The 19,007-nt window shown below is 33.5% G+C and carries 15 protein-coding genes and 2 pseudogenes; 7 read left to right on the top strand and 10 right to left on the bottom strand.

Going from position 1 to position 19,007, the window contains the following annotated elements; genetic code table 11:
* The first annotated feature begins 180 nt into the window (after window positions 1-180).
* Window positions 181-1,800 (top strand): hypothetical protein, encoded by a 1,620-nt coding sequence (locus JCM14822_RS00875; protein ID WP_054738811.1) that lies wholly within the window; start codon window positions 181-183, stop codon window positions 1,798-1,800.
* A 262-nt stretch (window positions 1,801-2,062) separates the two neighbouring features.
* On the opposite strand, the gene JCM14822_RS00880 is transcribed toward JCM14822_RS00875, so the two are convergent.
* Window positions 2,063-3,124 (bottom strand): hypothetical protein, encoded by a 1,062-nt coding sequence (locus JCM14822_RS00880; protein WP_174888018.1) that lies wholly within the window; start codon window positions 3,122-3,124, stop codon window positions 2,063-2,065.
* Between the two features lie 167 nt (window positions 3,125-3,291).
* On the opposite strand from JCM14822_RS00880, the gene JCM14822_RS00885 reads away from it, so the two are divergent.
* Complete coding sequence (locus tag JCM14822_RS00885; RefSeq protein WP_054738814.1) at window positions 3,292-4,485, top strand: hypothetical protein; 1,194 nt, start codon at window positions 3,292-3,294, stop codon at window positions 4,483-4,485.
* Between the two features lie 76 nt (window positions 4,486-4,561).
* On the opposite strand, the gene JCM14822_RS00890 is transcribed toward JCM14822_RS00885, so the two are convergent.
* Both JCM14822_RS00890 and JCM14822_RS00895 read right to left on the bottom strand, forming a co-directional pair.
* Window positions 4,562-4,999 (bottom strand): HD domain-containing protein, encoded by a 438-nt coding sequence (locus JCM14822_RS00890; protein ID WP_054738816.1) that lies wholly within the window; start codon window positions 4,997-4,999, stop codon window positions 4,562-4,564.
* A gap of 37 nt (window positions 5,000-5,036) precedes the next feature.
* Window positions 5,037-5,471 (bottom strand): SoxR reducing system RseC family protein, encoded by a 435-nt coding sequence (locus JCM14822_RS00895; protein WP_054738817.1) that lies wholly within the window; start codon window positions 5,469-5,471, stop codon window positions 5,037-5,039.
* A 223-nt stretch (window positions 5,472-5,694) separates the two neighbouring features.
* Between JCM14822_RS00895 and ilvA the strand changes: the two genes are divergently transcribed.
* A complete protein-coding gene (gene ilvA, locus JCM14822_RS00900) occupies window positions 5,695-6,906 on the top strand; it encodes a threonine ammonia-lyase (protein WP_157047574.1) in 1,212 nt (403 codons plus the stop codon).
* Window positions 6,907-7,016: 110 nt separating this feature from the next.
* On the opposite strand, the gene JCM14822_RS24330 is transcribed toward ilvA, so the two are convergent.
* From JCM14822_RS24330 to JCM14822_RS00910, 3 genes and pseudogenes are all read right to left on the bottom strand, one after another.
* Window positions 7,017-7,229 carry a VOC family protein gene (locus tag JCM14822_RS24330; RefSeq protein WP_157047582.1) on the bottom strand — a complete coding sequence of 71 codons (213 nt, stop codon included), beginning with the start codon at window positions 7,227-7,229 and terminating at the stop codon, window positions 7,017-7,019.
* Window positions 7,230-7,243: 14 nt separating this feature from the next.
* Window positions 7,244-7,998, bottom strand: a pseudogene (locus JCM14822_RS24335) (exodeoxyribonuclease III).
* Between the two features lie 243 nt (window positions 7,999-8,241).
* Entirely contained in the window at window positions 8,242-8,466 is a 225-nt protein-coding gene (locus JCM14822_RS00910) for a hypothetical protein (RefSeq protein ID WP_054738821.1), read from the bottom strand.
* Between the two features lie 346 nt (window positions 8,467-8,812).
* On the opposite strand from JCM14822_RS00910, the pseudogene JCM14822_RS24725 reads away from it, so the two are divergent.
* The 3 genes and pseudogenes from JCM14822_RS24725 to JCM14822_RS00925 form a co-directional block, all read left to right on the top strand.
* Window positions 8,813-10,273, top strand: a pseudogene (locus JCM14822_RS24725) (YceG family protein); the annotation flags it as partial.
* 14 nt (window positions 10,274-10,287) lie between these two features.
* Window positions 10,288-11,475 carry a toxic anion resistance protein gene (locus tag JCM14822_RS00920; RefSeq protein WP_083461199.1) on the top strand — a complete coding sequence of 396 codons (1,188 nt, stop codon included), beginning with the start codon at window positions 10,288-10,290 and terminating at the stop codon, window positions 11,473-11,475.
* Window positions 11,476-11,946: 471 nt separating this feature from the next.
* The gene (locus tag JCM14822_RS00925) at window positions 11,947-12,774 is read left to right on the top strand and encodes an AraC family transcriptional regulator (RefSeq protein WP_278287151.1); all 828 of its coding nucleotides are present in this window, start codon (window positions 11,947-11,949) and stop codon (window positions 12,772-12,774) included.
* Here JCM14822_RS00925 and JCM14822_RS00930 read toward each other — a convergent pair.
* The 4 genes from JCM14822_RS00930 to JCM14822_RS00945 are packed head-to-tail and all read right to left on the bottom strand — an operon-like array spanning window position 12,759 to window position 17,598.
* Window positions 12,759-14,315, bottom strand: a complete 1,557-nt coding sequence (locus tag JCM14822_RS00930) for a glycoside hydrolase family 28 protein (RefSeq protein WP_054738827.1) — start codon at window positions 14,313-14,315, stop codon at window positions 12,759-12,761. The two genes, JCM14822_RS00925 and JCM14822_RS00930, sit on opposite strands and share 16 nt — an antisense overlap.
* Window positions 14,316-14,333: 18 nt before the next feature.
* Window positions 14,334-15,251: a carbohydrate ABC transporter permease gene (locus JCM14822_RS00935; protein ID WP_054738829.1), complete on the bottom strand. Its 918-nt coding sequence runs from the start codon at window positions 15,249-15,251 to the stop codon at window positions 14,334-14,336.
* A 1-nt stretch (window position 15,252) separates the two neighbouring features.
* Window positions 15,253-16,152, bottom strand: a complete 900-nt coding sequence (locus tag JCM14822_RS00940) for a carbohydrate ABC transporter permease (RefSeq protein WP_054738831.1) — start codon at window positions 16,150-16,152, stop codon at window positions 15,253-15,255.
* A 57-nt stretch (window positions 16,153-16,209) separates the two neighbouring features.
* Window positions 16,210-17,598: an ABC transporter substrate-binding protein gene (locus tag JCM14822_RS00945; protein WP_054738833.1), complete on the bottom strand. Its 1,389-nt coding sequence runs from the start codon at window positions 17,596-17,598 to the stop codon at window positions 16,210-16,212.
* Between the two features lie 270 nt (window positions 17,599-17,868).
* Here JCM14822_RS00945 and JCM14822_RS00950 point away from each other — a divergent pair, with 270 nt between their 5' ends.
* The gene (locus JCM14822_RS00950) at window positions 17,869-18,852 is read left to right on the top strand and encodes a pectinesterase family protein (protein WP_054738835.1); all 984 of its coding nucleotides are present in this window, start codon (window positions 17,869-17,871) and stop codon (window positions 18,850-18,852) included.
* Window positions 18,853-19,007: the final 155 nt, after the last annotated feature.

Here is a 19,007-nt window from a genome sequence, read left to right on the forward strand (position 1 = left end):
CATGGTATAAAAAGTTTAAAAAGTCTAGATACTAATCTTGCGATATGCATGGGAAACCTCCTAATCTGAGTAGTATTAGACTATAGGGGTTTCCCATTTTTATTGAATTTATTACTGGAAAATTTTATTTATAAGTTAACGCTTATGCTTGTTTTATATTATTTTTGAAAGGAGTTTATAATGAAGAAAAAAATATTAACTTTTATATTTAGCTTCATTGCTTTTTTAATATTTGCTTATATACAATTACCGGTTTTAAAACTTGATTTTACTTCCTTGTATATTACGCTTATTATGTTCTTACTTTTATTCGGCTTTTTAAACTTAGATTTCAAGTCTCCTATAGCTGAATATTTCACTAAAATTTCTAAAATCAGTTTTGGGTTAAGTGGACTTTTGGTACTTTATCTTTTATTTGTACCTTTCATCTCAAGCACACCTTTTTTCCATGCAGGTAGCTATAAAAGCTTACTTGGTGAGATAATTGAAAGTGAATTTAGTTCAGACGTTAACCCTGTTAGTGTAGAAGATATTCGTCTTGTAGACAAAGAAAATGCTAATAACCTAGGCGTTAAAAAATTAGGTGAAGTACCTGGACTTGGTAGTATTGCAAGTCTTGGAGATTTTCATATTCAAAATATTGATGGAGAACTTTTCTGGGTAGCACCTATTGTACACCGTGATTTTATTAAATGGATGACGAATTTAAAAGGTTCAACAGGTTACATTATGGTTTCTGCAACCAATCCACAGGATGTACGTTTTATTAAAGATATTGATGGTAAACCAATTAATATTACATATCAACCAAATGCTTATTTGCATCAAGATTTAGCTCGTCATCTCTATACACATGGCTTTGCTAATATTGGTCTTACAGATTTCACATTAGAAGTCAATGATGAAGGCTATCCATATTGGATTGTCACTTTATACGAACACAAAGTCGGATATGCTGGAGCTGATGCTATAGGCGTGGCTACTGTTAATCCAGCCACTGGCGAAATCAATCGTTATTCTATTGAAGATGCCCCTTCTTGGATTGACCGTATTCAACCAGAATACTTCATTGAAAATCAAATTTCATATTGGGGCACTTATGTGAATGGTTACCTCAATGCAAAAATTGCTGAAGAAGGTGTTCTTAAACCAACGCCAGGTACTTCTCTTGTTTATGGAGATGACGGCAATTCTTACTGGTATACAGGGATTACTTCTGCCGGTGCAGATGATTCTACTATTGGTTTCATGCTTGTTAATACACGTACTAAAGAAGCCAAACTTTACAAACAACCAGGTGCTACAGAAACAGCAGCCATGCGTTCTGCTGAAGGTAAAGTTCAAGAAAAAGGTTACTTCGCTACAATACCAGTTATGTACAATGTACTCGGTTCACCAACTTACGTCATTTCACTTAAAGATAAAGCTGGCCTTATTAAAATGGTAGCCTTAGTTTCTGTAGAAGATTACAGCCTCGTAGGTCTCGGTGAAACCAAACAAGAAGCCCTTAAAAACTATAAAGAAGTCCTTAAAGCAAAAGGTAATACCTTAAACTTAGGCTCAAGTTCAGGCTCAACCGAAGTAACCGGTAAAATCACCCGTATCGGACAAGACGTCCAAGGCGGCACAACTTATTACTACTTCACAGTAGATACACTAGAAAATTATATTCTCAACACAACCTCTGCAATTTCAGAAGAAATCACTCTCACTGCAGTAGGCGATACAGTTAATCTTAGCTACGAACTCTATGGCGATACCCTAGATGTTACAGCTTTTGACAACCTTACACTTAAGTAACTTAATATTCCATAAGAAAGGGATTCTTTATGCTATCTTTTATCTCACTAGTTACAATCAAAACCACCAGTGAACTGATGGTTTGAACACACCCTAGAAGGGTGAGCTACGTGCTAATTCCCTAAAAGGGAATACTGAAGGTCTAACATCGCATCATTATCACGGGGCTGTCGCACTAAGCAATTAGTGTGCAGCTCCTTTGTTACGCTAAAAGCACCCCAAAAAAGCCCGAGCAACACTTCCGTGCAACTCGGACCACATACTAGTTTTTAGGACCAAATTTTTGACCCATGTTATTATTGTAACCAACATTATCCTCTGTAACATTGCTATTGCTACATGTAAGTGTCTTTGCATTCTTGCCTACTTCAAGTGGTTGGATACTAGCTTCAAGTAAATCACCACATACGAAATCTAAGCAGCTATTATTTTTGTTTTCATCCATTGGTGATAATTTAGGTGGAATAGTAAGTCCTTCATGTTTGAATTTGTATTGTACGAAGTAAATAGCTTTGATATAAAGTGTTAAACCGATTGCGAAGCAGTCTTCATTACTAGCAATAACTTTAGCAAGTGCTTGAGCTGAGATGCCTTGTTGAATTGTATTGTTTGTATTGAAAGCACCTGTTTCTCTAGCATAACCTGTAGCATCTTTATCGTCACCGATAAATCCCATATAATTAATGTTTTTGATAAGTTTGCAGCATCCCTCTGGATCTTCTACTTTGTAGCCTACGCCATAAGGTGTATAAAGATCAAAAGTAACTGCTGATGGATTTGTACAAGAGTCATGCCCACAACTTTCTTCATCACCCAAATATCTAATTGTCATCATACCAGTTTTAGTTACTTTACAGCAATCACTGATACATTCAACTGCTAATGTTACGTCAATGTCTTTAAGAGTAATGCGGCTTAAGTTAGGGTTACCTTTAGATGATTTAATGTCTGAATATCTTTCACAGTCATCATTATTAAAGTTAAAGTCAATGTCTACTACTTGTAATTGAATTTTTTCTGCCTCAGCTAAATCTTCCTTGCTGATACCATCAAATAAAATATCTGTATAATCTCTAGAATTGCAACGGCATACATCTTCAAGTTCATTTAAGCATACTGTACGGCAAAGGTTAAGGCCGATTTCGTCAAATACAGCTGGAGCCATCATAGTAAGAAGTCTAGGTTCTCCAATAGGTGGACACATTGCTACTGCTTCTAATGGAGACATTTTATTTTCAGCAGGATGACATTGGTCACAAATACCTGCGTTAGGTCGTTGGAAGAATTTCACATCGTTATTATTGTTACAACAACATTTACTCATAGTTTAACCTCCTGTATGATTCTAAGAATGATGTGAATCATAATTTGTCGTTTCCAATACTATAATATGGAAACTAAAGTTGATTGGTGACATTTACGTATAAATTTATTTAATTACCAATATATTTATAAAAGAAGTGTTTTTTAACATAGGAGGTCTGCATTCTAATGCCTTTTATATTCCATAAAGACCACACATTTACTGTTGTCGATAATTTGCCGCGTCATGGCGTATTATATCAAATTTGTGGTAATAATACTTCAAGGCCTATACAACTTCAACCTTCTCCTTGTAAAGACTTCAGTGCTACTCTAGATTCCTCTAATCGTCTTCATCTTTTAGTCATGCCAAATAATACACATTTAAACTATTTGTGTTATGAAAATAATCATTGCCTGAAAAAAAGCCAAGTCGTCAATGCATCCGAGAATTATACACTTTTATCGCCTTCTATCTTTTTAGTAAACAACAAGCTTTATATCACTTACATTTCTTTCGAGAATTCCGCTTATAGTCTAGTTTATCAAAATATAGATGGTTCTATTTTTACAACTCTTTTTACAACGCCTTATGAACCTATGACTCTTAAAAGCTTTGTACAAGATAATACTGTTTATATCTTTTATATCCAACACACTGATGAAAGTTATCTATTAAAAGGATTCGAAATTAGAGGTGACCAAATCAAAGAAACCAATTATGTGAGCAGCTATACACCTCTTCATGATTACAGTATATGCATTTTTGATGATGAGGTGCATATTACTTATTACACTGAAATCCATGCTAAATTCCAGCTCATTTATTATAATGGCTCAAAAGGTATGGCGACTTCTTTATGTACAGCCTCCTCTCTATCTGGGCCTATTATATTTACTTATCTCGGGCACCTTTGGATTAATGCGTATATTAATAAGGACCTCCATACTTTTCTTTCTATAGATAATGGCCTCAGATTTAGTAACCCTACACTTTCTTCTATGCAAGGTAATTTCTCACGCTGCTACTTCCAGACCTTTTCTGAAACTTCCTTTAATGCTATAGAATGCTACGCTCAGCTCAATAACGCCGTTAAAATAAGTACGGTATATGTCACTGACTTTGAACATATTCATCCTGATACGCATATCCCTATTGAATTAGAACTCTACCTAGAAGGGGTCAAACTTTCAGCCGCTTCCATGCCATCCTTAGAAGAGATGCCACCTGCTCCGACGCCATCATCTTCGCCAATATCCACGCAGCCCCAAATGCAGCCTAATTTCAATCGTCTTAAGAAACGTCCAGATCCTATTGCCTCTGCTAAGAATGCTTTTATGGAAGAAGAACTTACTGGTTTTGATTTAGCCCCTCGTATATAAATTAAAATCTATGCCCAAATCAAATAAGGCGGTATCAAAAATATTCCTCACTTTTGATACCGCCTTTTCTTAAGCCTTATTCACTTTTCTTATGAAAAATATCTAATGCCTTTTTATATTTTGCTACCCGTTTTATATCTTCATCTTTCACATATTCAAGTCTACTTAAATCCATATTATTCTCTAAATCTGATAGCTTTACCCAATAGGCATAGGGATTATTACTATCTCTAATCTGCCTTACATAACTGAAATAATCCACTGCTTTATCTCTTGTTAATAAAACAATGGCTTCCACAATATCTTTATCAAAACCCATTTCTAATAACATTTCCTCTGTTACATCTGTATCTTCAATAATATCATGTAAAATAGCAACAATCTTAGCCTTACCTTTTATATGCTCATTATAAGCTACATATATGGGATGTAAGAAATAGGGCTTACCTGATTTATCTACTTGATCTTTATGTTTTTCATAAGCTAACTCTAAGGCCATTCTTAACTGATCCATTTTAACTCCTCTTCAGATTTTTTAATATGAAACAATCTTATACGTTTTCAGCTTCTGCACTTACTTTTGCTACAATCTTTGGTAAATACTTTTTATAAGCATTTTTCTTATCTCTTATATAAATAAATGCAAGCATAACACCCATTCCCAATAAAGCCGTGATAGCTATCAGTATTTCTCCTAATTGTGGCATGATATAAGTTTGTAGTAAATAGCCAATTAAAAATCCTATTACAAGGCCCACAAAAGGTAATCCATACATAATATAAGTAGCTTTTAAAAATGTACTATTTTCTAATGAAACTTCTACTCTTTCTCCTGCTTTACATTTTAGATTGCTGACACATTTTAAATTGCAGCTCTTTTTATCTGTTAACATTTCACATGCGTGACATTCCCCGCACATATCTTGTCTTTCCATTTTTACATAGATATATTTATTTTCTACTTTTTCCACAGTTCCTAATGGCATCTACTTTCCTCCTGTTATAATATCCTTTTTTATAGCCTATTTGACATTTCTCTTTTTATCTTATCACAATTATCTTTACTTTACACAAAATATAATAATTATATTTGCATATATCTTCACTTAATCGTATAATATACTTTATATTATTATTATATAATTTTCATAAATTTAGTCCTTTTTTTATAATTATGCATTACAAATTAGGACATGGGGGGTTAGTATTGTGTCTGAACTTTTAACTTTAAATGATGTTTTAGCAGCAAAAGAACGTATTTCAAAAACTTGTATTCAAACAAACTTAATTTATAGTTATGAATTAAGTCATGAATTCAACAATGAAGTTTACCTTAAACCAGAAAACTTACAAGTAACAGGTGCTTTTAAGATTCGTGGTGCTTTAAATAAAATTAAAAAGTTAACTGATGAAGAAAAGAAAAGAGGTCTTATCGCTTCTTCTGCCGGAAACCATGCACAAGGTGTGGCTTACTCTGGTCATGCACTTGGCATTGATGTCACTATTGTAATGCCTGAAACCACACCACTTATCAAAGTACAAGCCACTAAAAACTGGGGTGCTAATGTAGTACTTTCTGGCAAAATCTATGATGAAGCTTATAAAACTGCAAAACGCTTAGAAACTGAACATGGTTATACTTTTATTCATCCATTTGATGACCCAGACGTTATGGCAGGTCAAGGCACTATTGCCTTAGAAATCTTAGAAGAATTACCAGATGCAGATGTCATCTTAGTTCCTGTTGGTGGTGGCGGACTAATTAGTGGGATTGCAGTAGCTGCTAAATCAATTAATCCTAATATTACAGTAATAGGTGTAGAATCTACAGGTGCTGCTGGTATGCGTCATTCGCTTAACGTAGGTCATGTAGACCCACTTACAAAAGTAGACAGTATCGCTGATGGTGCTGCTGTTAAAGTAGCTGGAACAAATACATTTGAAATCGTTAAAGAATATGTAGATGATATTATTACAATTGATGATGAAGATTTAATTGAAGCCATCTTCTTATTAGTTGAAAAACATAAGATTGTATCAGAAGCAACAGGTGCTCTTCCTATTGCGGCACTTAAGAAATTAGGTATGGAAGGCAAAAAAGTTGTTTCTGTTATTAGTGGTGGTAACATTGATGTGCTTACAATGTCTTCATTATTAAACAGAGGTCTTCATTCTCGTGGCCGCTTATTCTGCTTCTCTGTTAAATTACAAGACACACCAGGTCAACTCGTTAAAATTGCAAATATCTTGGCAGGACTTGGTGCTAACGTTGTAAAACTTGATCACAATCAATTCAAAGCTCTTGATCGTTTACGTCATGTAGCTTTAGAAGTAACAGTTGAAACAAATGGTCATGAACACATTGCAGAAATCAAACGTGCAATGGAAGCTGAAGGCTATGACCTTGAAATCGTATATTAGTAGAATATTACAAAAAGGAGTACATGATTAGTAGTACGTAAAAAGAGAGTATGGCATCGTGATATCGTGATGCCATATTCTCTTTTACGTACTACTACTTATATATAAGATTATTTTGCTCTAATAACTACTACTTTGTAACCATCTGGATCTGTTACGAAGTAGTAATGTGGTACCTGTCCTAGAAGTCCTTTAAGTGGAGTTACTTCATAACCCTTTTCAATGTGTTTGTCTCTAGCAGCTTCTAAATCATCTATTTCTACTGCAATATGGCTAAATCCATTTCCTAATTCATAGCTACCTATTTCGTTCCACTTTATTATAACGTATTTTTATACTACACTTCTATTTCTAACATAACTGGGCAATGATCTGAACCCATAATTTCTGTATGAATTTCTGCTGTTTTTAAGTTTTCTTTTAAGCTTTCTGATACTAAGAAGTAATCAATACGCCATCCCGCATTCTTTTCCCTTGCTTTAAAGCGATATGACCACCAGCTATACATGCCTTCTTTATCTTTATAGAAATATCTAAATGTATCAATAAAACCAGCATTTAAAAGCTCATTAAATTTACCACGTTCTTCATCACTAAATCCAGCATTTCCACGATTTGTTTTAGGATTTTTAAGATCAATCTCATTATGCGCCACATTTAAATCCCCACATACTACTACCGGTTTCGTTTCTTCTAATTTTTTAAGATACACCCTAAAAGCATCTTCCACTGCATGCGATATGAAATTCTAGCAAGTTCACTTTGAGCATTTGGTGTGTATACTGTAATCATATAAAATTTTTCGAACTCTAATGTAATGACACGCCCTTCTTTATCATGCTCCTCAATACCTAAACCATAGCTTACTGAAATTGGTTCTACCTTAGAAAAAATAGCTGTCCCTGAATATCCTTTTTTCTCAGCATAATTCCAGTATTGATGATAACCAGGTAAATCTAACTCGATTTGTCCTGCTTGTAATTTACTTTCTTGGATGCAGAAAACATCTGCATTTACTTCATTAAAGTAGTCTAAAAAACCTTTTTGTACACAAGCTCTAAGCCCATTTACATTCCATGATATTAATTTCATTGAAATCTCCTTTACTCCTTATAAATACAAATAAAAACTATTTTTATCATACTATATTCCCTATTAAACACCAAGCCATATTCTAAAACTTCATATAAAATAAGCCGTTCTAGGAAAATATTAAGGCATAAGTTTATTCTCCTTAATATTTTCCTAGAACGGCTTGTTAAATACATTTATTCAAGCTTTTTTACATGAAGTGATTGAATATTCGTCATAATTTTTGTAATCAACTCTACGCGTTTAAATGGTGTAATTAAATAATAACCCATCTACATAGTCAGCAATTTTCCTAGCAATTTGCGTAGAAATTGTCACAGCTAACTGTGCTGTTTTTTCTTTATCTGCTTCTTTATAAAGTTCTATAATCTCATCTGCTACAACAATGCCTGAAATCTCATTGTTCATGAAACATGCATTACGATAACTTACTACTGATATAATACCCCCTAAGATTTTGGCATCCAATGTCTCATGAGCCTATTTTGTTAAAACTGGCTGTGTTAAAAGCATATTTACCCCATGTTCAATCTTTCTTTATGCCTTTTTAAGCTCACTTTCAAAATTACGAGCAATTTCATACTACCTCCTTTTAATTTGTTTTTATATTATAATATTTTTTACACTTTAAACATCATTTCAATATAGCTTATATGTTATAATAAAAAATATATTAATAAAGGGAGTGATTCATCATAGGCATTATTAAATTAACACATTTAATGGAAGATGTTTTTAATCGTTCTAGTGTTATTTTAGGAAACTATTTCATAAATGTTAAAGGCATTGATGAAGAAGTTCCTACAATGATTTACTAGCACTTTTTAATCATAAACTAAATAGTTTAAATACACCTCATCTGATTTTTAAAAGTACAATCAATAAGGTAACGGCACCTGAACTTAAAGGATTAGTGGCAAACGAGTTTTTAAATCCTGTTTTATCACTTACAAATTCTTTAGCACATAATCAAATCTTCACCGAAAGCTTAAGATTGACTCTAGAATTGGCACAAAAAACACCTGAATTTAACGCATCAGATGCTTTAGCTCTTCTTAAGGCAGATTTATGGTTATGGGCAAAAACTTATATTAGCCACATTGATTTTAGTAGCACCGATGTCCCTAAATGTATGTACTATGGCGACCTTACATTATCAGAAGCTTATTTCTTAGTCCTTCTTGCTTTCCTTGGCTTTGATGTAATTTACTTTAATCCTTGTGGACAAACACTATTAGAAAGTATTGACCAAGATAATATGTCACAACTTATAATTCTCGGTCAGCCCACACCTCTTATGGTATCCTTTGATGAACGCATTAGCAAAGGTGTAGTCATTGATAAAGTCACAACATATGCTAAACAAGCTATGAACGAACTAAGTGATAACCTTTATGGAGACTGTGGTATTTACCGCCCTTGGCAATTTGCCCATGGCACCACCTCACCCGTTGTAATGGATGCCGTTATAGAAGATACACTAACTTATTGGGAAGAACCAGCCACTCTTAGACCAGGTTTTAAAACAGCTGGGGATGTAGTTTATACACCAGTATTTTTCAATAAAATCTCAGGAGTCTATAAAGATCGTACTGTTTATTATGAACTTGTCCAAAAGTTAAAAGATGCACCACTTATTGTGTTTATGGAAAATTTAAACTTCTGCTCTACCGATTTTTCAAGCTTCTCCTATGCTCAATCACGTGCAATTAATTATCATAATGTAGGTTCAAGTAGTTCCTCCTTTAATAAGCATGATTTAATGAGTCTAAAACCTTGTTTAAATCCAGATGGTATCATTAATGTAGAAAAACTTAGAGCGCATGCCTTATATAACAAATGGTCTAGCTTACGTATTGAAACGATTAACTTCTTAATCGGTAAACTTAATGAGTTTATGAGTATGCGTCATACCAATCTCTTTAACTTCCCATTTGGCGAAACTGAGCAGCTTACTTTAATTGCAACAAGCTTTAATATGAATCCTAAAATCTTAGCTCTTATTGACCGATTTGATTTTACAACCCAAATTCCAAAGCTTGTACTATATTTAAATGGCACTATGCCTTGTGATAACAAAATAGCTCTTTTATTAGGTTTCTTGCATACTTGTGGACTAGATATCGTGATTTTCTCACCTAATGGCACAAGCAATGTAAATGCTATGATTTCACCACGTTTTATCAGTGATATTAAACTAGATGAAATGATTAATGATTTTTCGATTAAATCACCACCTAAGAAAGGCTTTTTTAATAGATTATTTAATAAATAAAGGAGTGTTAACCTATGGCAATTTCATTGGAAAATTCAATTAAAAATGGATTAGATGTGCAGCAACTTGAACAAATTGCGCAAAATCCTACACCTACTACACTTTCAGTAAGCGCACCAATTGCGCAACCTGAACTCGTTCCTGTAAAACAAGAAGATGTAGCTGCTTATACTGCAAGTTATAAAGAAAAATTACGTCAGCTTCCAGAAGTTGAAGCTCTTACAAGTGAAATTCATATTGATAATATGGATACAATCCTTGCATTTGGTCAAAATGCTACTCAAGGTATCTCAAAAATTTCAGACAGCTTACTTTCTACTATGAAACAAGTTAAAGCTGAGGAAGCTGGAGAAATGATTGGACAACTTACAAAAGTTATGGATCGCTTTGACATTAAAGAACTTGAAGACATTAAAGAACCAAAAGGTCTTCAAAAACTTTTTAATCGTGCTAAAAATTCTGTAGATGCTATGTTCCAAAAATATGAAAACATGGGGACAGAAGTAGATAAAATCTATGTTATTTTAAAAAAATACGATATGGATATTCAAAATTCTAACAAAGCCCTTAAATCAATGTATGATGCGAATATTACTTACTATGAACAACTTGAAAAATACATTGTAGCTGGTGAAATGGGCCTTGAAGAAATTGATCAAAAACTCATTCCTGAATTCCAAGCTAAAGCAGATGCAGGTGACCGCCTTGCTCTTACTACAGTTCAAAGCTTACAAACAACCCGTGAAATGTTAGCACAACGTGTTTATGATCTCCAAATTGCTGAAAATATTGCCCTTCAAACAATCCCTATGATTCAAGGCATCCAATACAGCAACTTTAACTTAACACGTAAAATCAATTCAGCTTTTATCATTACACTTCCAATCTTTAAACAATGTTTAACTCAGGCTGTTCTTCTTAAGCGTCAAGAATTACAAGCTAAAAGCCTTAAAGCTTTAGATGATAAAACAAATGAATTACTTATGCGCAACGCACAAAATATGGCAACACAAACAGCCAACATTGCTCGCTTAGCAGGTACAAGTTCTGTAAGTATGGATACACTTGAAAACACATGGCATACTATTTTACAAGGTATCGAACAAACTAAAGAAATCGAAAAAGATAACCGTATCCAACGTGAAGCAAATACTGCAAAACTTGAAAACATGAAATATGAACTCTTAAAAGCTAAACGCTAATAAATTTATTACAATAATCCATTGCTCAAAGTAATAAATCAATAAAGAACTGCCACCTTAGTATCTAGACTCTATCTACTAAGGTGGTGGTCTTCTTTTGTTAACTTCTATTTATCCTTTTGCTTTATCTTAAAATATATTTTAAATATTCTAATATAAAATTAAAAATAAGATCATTACACTATTTTTTTAATTATCTCCACTTATTTATGCTCTATAAATTATTTAATATTTTACATTATTTTCATACATATTTAGTAGTTTTGTACTGTATCTTCGGAATTTCTTCTACCATTATTTTAAAATTAAGCAATTTAAAATTGTCATTTTCCTAAAAAAATGTTATAATTTTAAATCATGTAGTATTATATAGGATATATATTATGAGGAGGCTTTTATGGTATCTAAACCGGTGTATGCACCACATTATGACTTTTTATTGACCGCTCAAAAAAAACAGATATGTATAATATGGACTCTTTTCATATGCATAAAAAGTATGAGATTTATTATTTATTAGAAGGATCTAGAAAATATTTTATCGACGATTCTATTTATCTCGTTAACCCAGGTAATCTCGTACTCATTGATGCAGACTCTGTTCACAAAACTGCTAATATGGGGGATATACCTCATAGCCGAATTGTCATAAACTTTAGTTCAAGCTTTATAGAAGATTTTTCCCCAGAAATTAAAGACTTAGATTTAACTTCCATATTTAAAACAAAATTCACAGTTTTACCACTCTCTTTTAAATATAAATTACTTGTTGAAAACATGTTAGATAGACTTGTTAGTCTAGGCAGTTTAGATATGGAAGATGAGCAGCCTAAAGCTTTAGCCTCTAATGATTTGTCTAGTCAAACACCTTATAAAAAACAACTTATTAAACTTTTACTTTCAGAATTACTTATTACACTTAAAGAATACATAGGTATTTTAGAACAAAAAGAATTCGAATCACATCAAATCGTTAATAACAAAGTAGATAAAATATTAAAATATATTAGTGCCAACTACAATCAGGAGCTTACACTTACCTCTATTGCAGAGCAATTTTATATTAGCCCGTTTTATCTTAGTAAAATCTTTAAAAAATCTACCAACCTTTCCATTGTTGAGTATATCAATAGCCTTAGAATTAGAGAAGCAAAAGAACTACTTGAGCATTCCTCTACTAAGATTTCTGATATTGCAGAAATTGTAGGTTTCTCAAGTAGTTCTCATTTTAGTCGTACATTCAAACTTGTAACTGGCTTATCGCCTCAACAATATAAGAAGTTCTATGCTTCTAAGTAATTGTCCACGTCTTCTAACACAAATGCCTCTCCAATTTGACCATTTACTTTCACATCGCTAAGTTCAATTCTTTCTACGTTTCGTATAATGAATCCTGTCTTAGCGATTTTTTCCTGATCTTCTAGCATTTCCGGGAAGTCTGCTGCTGCATCTTCTTTGAAATTAATAGAAATGTTTTTAAATGTAAGGGATTTAACTTTTTGTTCTGGTAAGCCATAAATAAAACCTGCACAAATCTCTGCATCTTTACATTCCATATTTTCAAACTCAAGACTACCAATTAAAGGTGTACGTTCATCTACTGCTAGTTTTTCTTTTGTTCGAACATACTCTGTTTTACCATCCGGATCACAGAAGTAGAATGCGTTTAATGTGAATGGTGTAAGCACACCTTTCATTTGAATGTTTTTCACATAGATTTGATCAATTATAGCAGTATTTCCTCTACCACGTCTTGTTTTAATACGTAAGCCTCTATCTGTATCTTCAAAGAAACATCTTTCTACGAAGACATTTTTTACCCCACCAGACATTTCACTTCCAAGTACTACTGCCCCATGCCCATATTGCATTAAGCAATTGCGGATAATAATATTTTCACTTGGCCTTCTCTCTTTAAGAGGTATACTAATCTTCCCTGATTTAATAGCAATACAGTCATCACCTAATGAAAATTTCACCCCAAGGATTTCTACGCCATTACAAGATTCTGGATCAATACCATCTGTATTTGGAGAATCTTTAGGGTTATTAAGTGTTAAATTAATAAATCGCAATTTGCTGCTTCTAATAGGATGTACTGTCCAAGATGGTGAATTCTTAATAGTGATACCTTCTACTAAAATATCATGACACTCTAGTAAATAAAGTGATCTTGGTCTCCAAGCTTCTCTTTTCACCTTACAATTAATCCACCAGTCACCATTTTGACCATTACCATCTAAAGTTCCCTCACCAATAATGCGTACATCTTCTACTCCGATTCCTGTGAGTAAGCTGGCATAGCATTCTGCTATTTCCCCTTCCCATGTGCCTAAGAAATAGAAGTTTTCATTATCATCTTCTTTTGTAAGTTTACCTGGTAATATTGGATAGGCATCTCTTTCATGATGTCCAAGTAAAGTAGCACCTTCCATTAATTCAATTGTAATATGACTTTTTAAGAAAATAGGGGTTGTTCGATATGTCCCTGCTGGGAATACAATACGAGCACCTTTAGGTGCTGCGGCAATTGCTGCTTGAATTGCTGCTGCATCCATACTCTCGCCATCACCTTTAGCCCCAAAGTCCCTTATGTTAAGTAATGCAGACTCTGAAGAAGTAGTTACTTCTTGAACTACTTCTTCACCAGATTCTGCCTTAATGCTTACTTTATAAGTTGTATTCGGTTTAAGGTTATGGAGTGTATGAATATTTGTTGTAATGTTTCCACATTCCTCACCATTGATACAATATGTATACGCTTTATCTGTATAATGGCAAGCTGTATTTTCAAGTTCAATTGTAAGGCTTGTAGAAGTAATATTTACTACATTCCACATATTAACCGTCTCCTTCTATTAACCTTTGATACCACTACTTGCAATACCTTCGATGAAGTATTTTTGACAAGAGAAGAATACGATGATAGATGGTGCAAGACCAACAAGTGACATTGCGATAACTTTATTCCAGTCAAATGCTCCACCTGTAGCATCCATTGACATTTTAAGAGCGATTGTTAATGGATATTTTTCTACTGAAGAAATATAGATTAATGGGCTCATGAAGTCATTCATTGTCCACATAAATGTAAATAATGCACATGAAATAATTGCTGGTTTGAGTACTGGCATTAAAATTTGTACAAGGATTTGGAATGAATTACATCCATCAATTTCTGCTGCTTCATCCAGATCTCTTGGAACCCCTCTGAAGAATTGAATAAGCATGAATACGAAGAATAAATCAGTTGCAAATAATGATGGTAATACAAGTGGTGCATATGTATCTAACATACCAAATGTTTTCCACATTAAGTAACTTGGGATTCTTAAGATAATATTTGGAAGTAACATTGTTCCAATTACACATGAGAAGAATAACTTCTTAAGTGGGAATTTAAATCTAGAGAAACCATAAGCTGTTAAAGTAACTGATACGATAACACAAATTACTTTTGGAATTACAATTTTAAATGTATTAATGAAATAATGTCCCATTGTATATTGTGTACCTGTTTTCCATCCATCTACATATGGTCCAAAATCAAATGATGATGGCCAGAATCCAATAGATGTAAAAATTTCGGCATTAGATTTGAATGATGCACCAATTAACCAAATAATTGGATAAATCATAAAGATTGCTACAAGAATAAGAATAGCATACATACATCCCATTCTAAAAGCATGCCTTCTTCTTCTTCTTGCTTGACGTTCAAGTTCTGCTTGGCGTCTTTCTTCTACTGTTGCGTTTTGACTAAGTTGGTGTGCCATCTTATTCTTCACCTCCATTATCACTGTAGTATACCCAATATTTTGAGCTCTTGAATGTCATCATAGTAAAGATCATTACTACAAGGAATAATACCCAAGACATTGCACTTGCATAACCCATGTTGAAGTATTTGAATGTGTTGTCATAAATAAGCATTGGTAATAAGTATGTTCCTTTCATTGGGTCCCCACCTGTAATTAAGTATGGTCCATTGAATTCTTGGAATGCATGTACAAGCTGCATGATAAAGTTAAAGAAAATAATTGGTGTAATCATTGGAATTGTAATTGTGAAGAAGTTTCTAATTCCAGTAGAACCATCCACAGATGCTGCTTCATAAAGTTCAGCTGGTACTTCTTTAAGAGCTGATAAGAAGATAACCATTGTTGAACCAAATTCCCACACTCTAAGGAGTACAATAGTAAATAACGCTGGCGTTGCTTGACCGAACCAACTGATTGGTTCCATACCTACAATACCAAATACTTGGTTAACAAGCCCATCTGTTGCAAATAAAAATTTCCAAAGGATTGCAATTGCAACGTTTGAACCTAAAATTGATGGAATATAGTAAGCTGTTCTGAAGAAATTAATGCCTTTTATATTCATATTAAGGATAAATGCAACGAATAGTGAGAAGATGAGTTTTAAAGGTACTTCCCAAATTACGTATTTAGCTGTAATACCAAATGCTTTTAAGAATCCTTTATCTGAGAATAATTTAATGAAGTTATCAAGTCCAACAAAATTTGGTGCACTCATTAAGCTATAATCAGTAAAACTTAAATATAGCGCTGCAAGAATTGGATAAAGTGTAAATACTAAGAAACCGATGAGCCAAGGTGTTACATATAAAAGCCCAACGTAATTCTTTTTATTAAATTTGACTTTCTTATTCATGAAGTCCTCCCTATAATTCCAAGGGCAAGTTAAACTTGCCCTTGATAAAATATCAAACTATTGACGTACGTTTGCTAATGTATCTTGTAATTGACTATACATGTTAGCTGCGATTTCTTCTGTTGTCCCTTGTCCGTAAGATAAGCTTTGAATTGCCTCGTTGTATACTTCTTTCATAAGTGCATTTTCAAAATATGGGCTCATAACGTTTGCACCACATTCATTGATTTGTTTTGTTCCTTCATAAGCTGCACCTTTAAGTTCATCTGTACCTTCTAAAGCTTCTGATGCTGATTTACTTGATGGAATACCTCTTGTTGTACCAAGGATTTTAGCTGCATCTTGATCATTTAACATGAAGTCTAAGAATAAAGCTGATGCTGCTGGAGCTTTTGTTGTTGGTGTGATTGCATACATTAATGATGGTTTTTTGAACCAGCCTACATTTGTTGCACCTTCAATTGATAAAAGATTTCCGATAGCTAATTCTTGTCCTTTTTCAGCTAAAGCAGATTCATATTTACCGATTGAACTACTCCATTCAAGTACACCTGCTACTTTACCGTCTAACCAAGATGGTGTTTGATAAAGTGGAGTTGTTCCAGCTTCATTTGCTCTTTGTTCTTGAGTTCTAATTACTTTGTTATCTTCTAAAGTCTTGAAGAATTCAAGAGCTTCTTGGATTTCTTCTTGTGTAAATCCGATTTGACCATCTTCTGTGATAAAGTCTTTACCTGTTTTTTGTTGCATGTATACTACACATAAGTACCATGCTGGGAATCCGTTTCCTGTATCAAGGTCAAATGGATAATAACCAGCTGTTTTAGAGAAAGCTTCTCCTGTTGCAATTAATTCTTCCCATGTTGTTGGAATTGTAACACCTAATTGGTCATATGTAGTTTTATTAAAGTAGATGCTTCTACCTGTTGTTGATACTGGGATTGCATTAAGAATACCTTTTCTTCTACCAAATGCAAGATCCTCTTCTTCAAAGTTATCTAATTTGATTAAATCACTAAATGATTCAAGATTCATGAATCCTGTACCATCTTTTGATAAACGGCTTAACCAGTCATAATTAACTTGAAGAACGTCTGCTGCTGTCCCACCTGTCATTTGAGTAGTGATTTTTTCTGCATGGCCATCCCAACCGCCATATTCAGCTTTTACTTTAATGTTAGGATATTTTTCTTGGAATAAGTCGATAGCTTCAAGTGTTGCTGTATGTCTATCATCTCCACCCCACCAACAGAATCTGATTTCTGCGTTATCTGTTAATACTGAGCTTGTATCAACTGCTTCACTTGCTGTTGCTGTTTCACTTGCTGTTTCACTTGCTGTTGCACCTGCATTATCAGCAGCTGCTGGTTTTATATTTCCACCACAGCCCACCATAGAGGTTGCTAATAAACATGTTGACATTGCTATTGCTAATGCTTTTTTCATAACTAAATCCTCCTAGTAAATAAGTATTACACTTCTAACATTCAGACATCCTCTAATTTTTTTCTTGTTTTTTTCTGATGTCTTAAATTCTTTTATATTTAAAATTATATATATTTTTTTACAAAGTACCATACTAAAAGTTGTTCTCTTTGCGTTTTTTTTTACATATGTTGCTATGACTTAATGATTTTTATAGTAATTTTATACAATTCGCCCTTATTTGAGTTATAATATTCTCGTTAAAAAACATATTAAGGAGGTATTTCAAATATGATAGTTGCACAAATTGGAAGCAATGAAAGTGCTGATTATCAAAGCATTCAAGCTGCTATTGATAGTATCCCAGAAGATAATACACAACCTATCACAATTTTTATCAGATCTGGCGTTTATAATGAAAAGTTACATATCACAAAACCTTTTATAACACTTATTGGTGAAAATGCTAAAAACACAATTATTTCATATAGTGATTATGCAAAAAAACAATTCCCTTCAGGTCAAAGTTACGGTACTTTTAATTCCTATACAGCATTTATCGGTACAAATGATTTCACAGCAAAAAATATCACATTTGAAAATACTGCTGGTATAGGAGACGAAGTAGGACAGGCTTTAGCAGCTTATGTAGATGGAGATCGCATCGCTTTTATGGACTGCTCCTTCTTAGGTTATCAAGATACTTTATTTACAGGTCCTCTTCCACCTGCACCTGTTATTCCTGGTTCTTTTAAAGGACCTAGAGAAAATGCACCTCGTATTAACGGCAGGCAGTACTACGAAAACTGCTTTATTAAAGGCGACATTGATTTCATCTTTGGCAGTGCTACTGCTTTCTTCCACAACTGTACTATTTTCTCCAATGACATAGGTAAAAAAGTAAATGGCTATATTACTGCACCTTCTACAGCAGCTGGTCAAGCTTATGGCTATGTCTTTGATTCATGTAAATTAATTAGTAATGCCCCCAATGAAACAGTTTACTTAGGACGCCCTTGGAGAAATTTCGCTAAATCTGTATTTATTAATTGTGAAATGGGTCCACACATTATAAGTGAAGGCTGGCATGACTGGAATAAATTAGATAGTCACAATACTTCTTTTTTTGCAGAAGGTTATAATACAGGTTCAGGCAGTAACTTTACCAAACGTCCCCACTGGATTCATGAAATCATAGATTCTGCCTATTATAGTCGTGAAAAAGTTTTAAGTGGTGAAGATCATTGGACTCCTTGGGTTTTATCTAGTATCTAATCTATACTTACCCTATAAGTATTTATCTCGTAACTAAAAAGTGATATAAAAAGTATCGTACCTTTTTATATCACTTTTTGGTTGTATAAATATTTTGCCTATATGCAGTTTTAACAATTTAAAACTTCTTTATCGTGCACTTATTTATCTATTAT

Source organism: Cellulosilyticum ruminicola JCM 14822 (assembly GCF_001311925.1).
In the GTDB taxonomy this organism is placed as follows: Bacteria; Bacillota; Clostridia; order Lachnospirales; family Cellulosilyticaceae; genus Cellulosilyticum; species Cellulosilyticum ruminicola.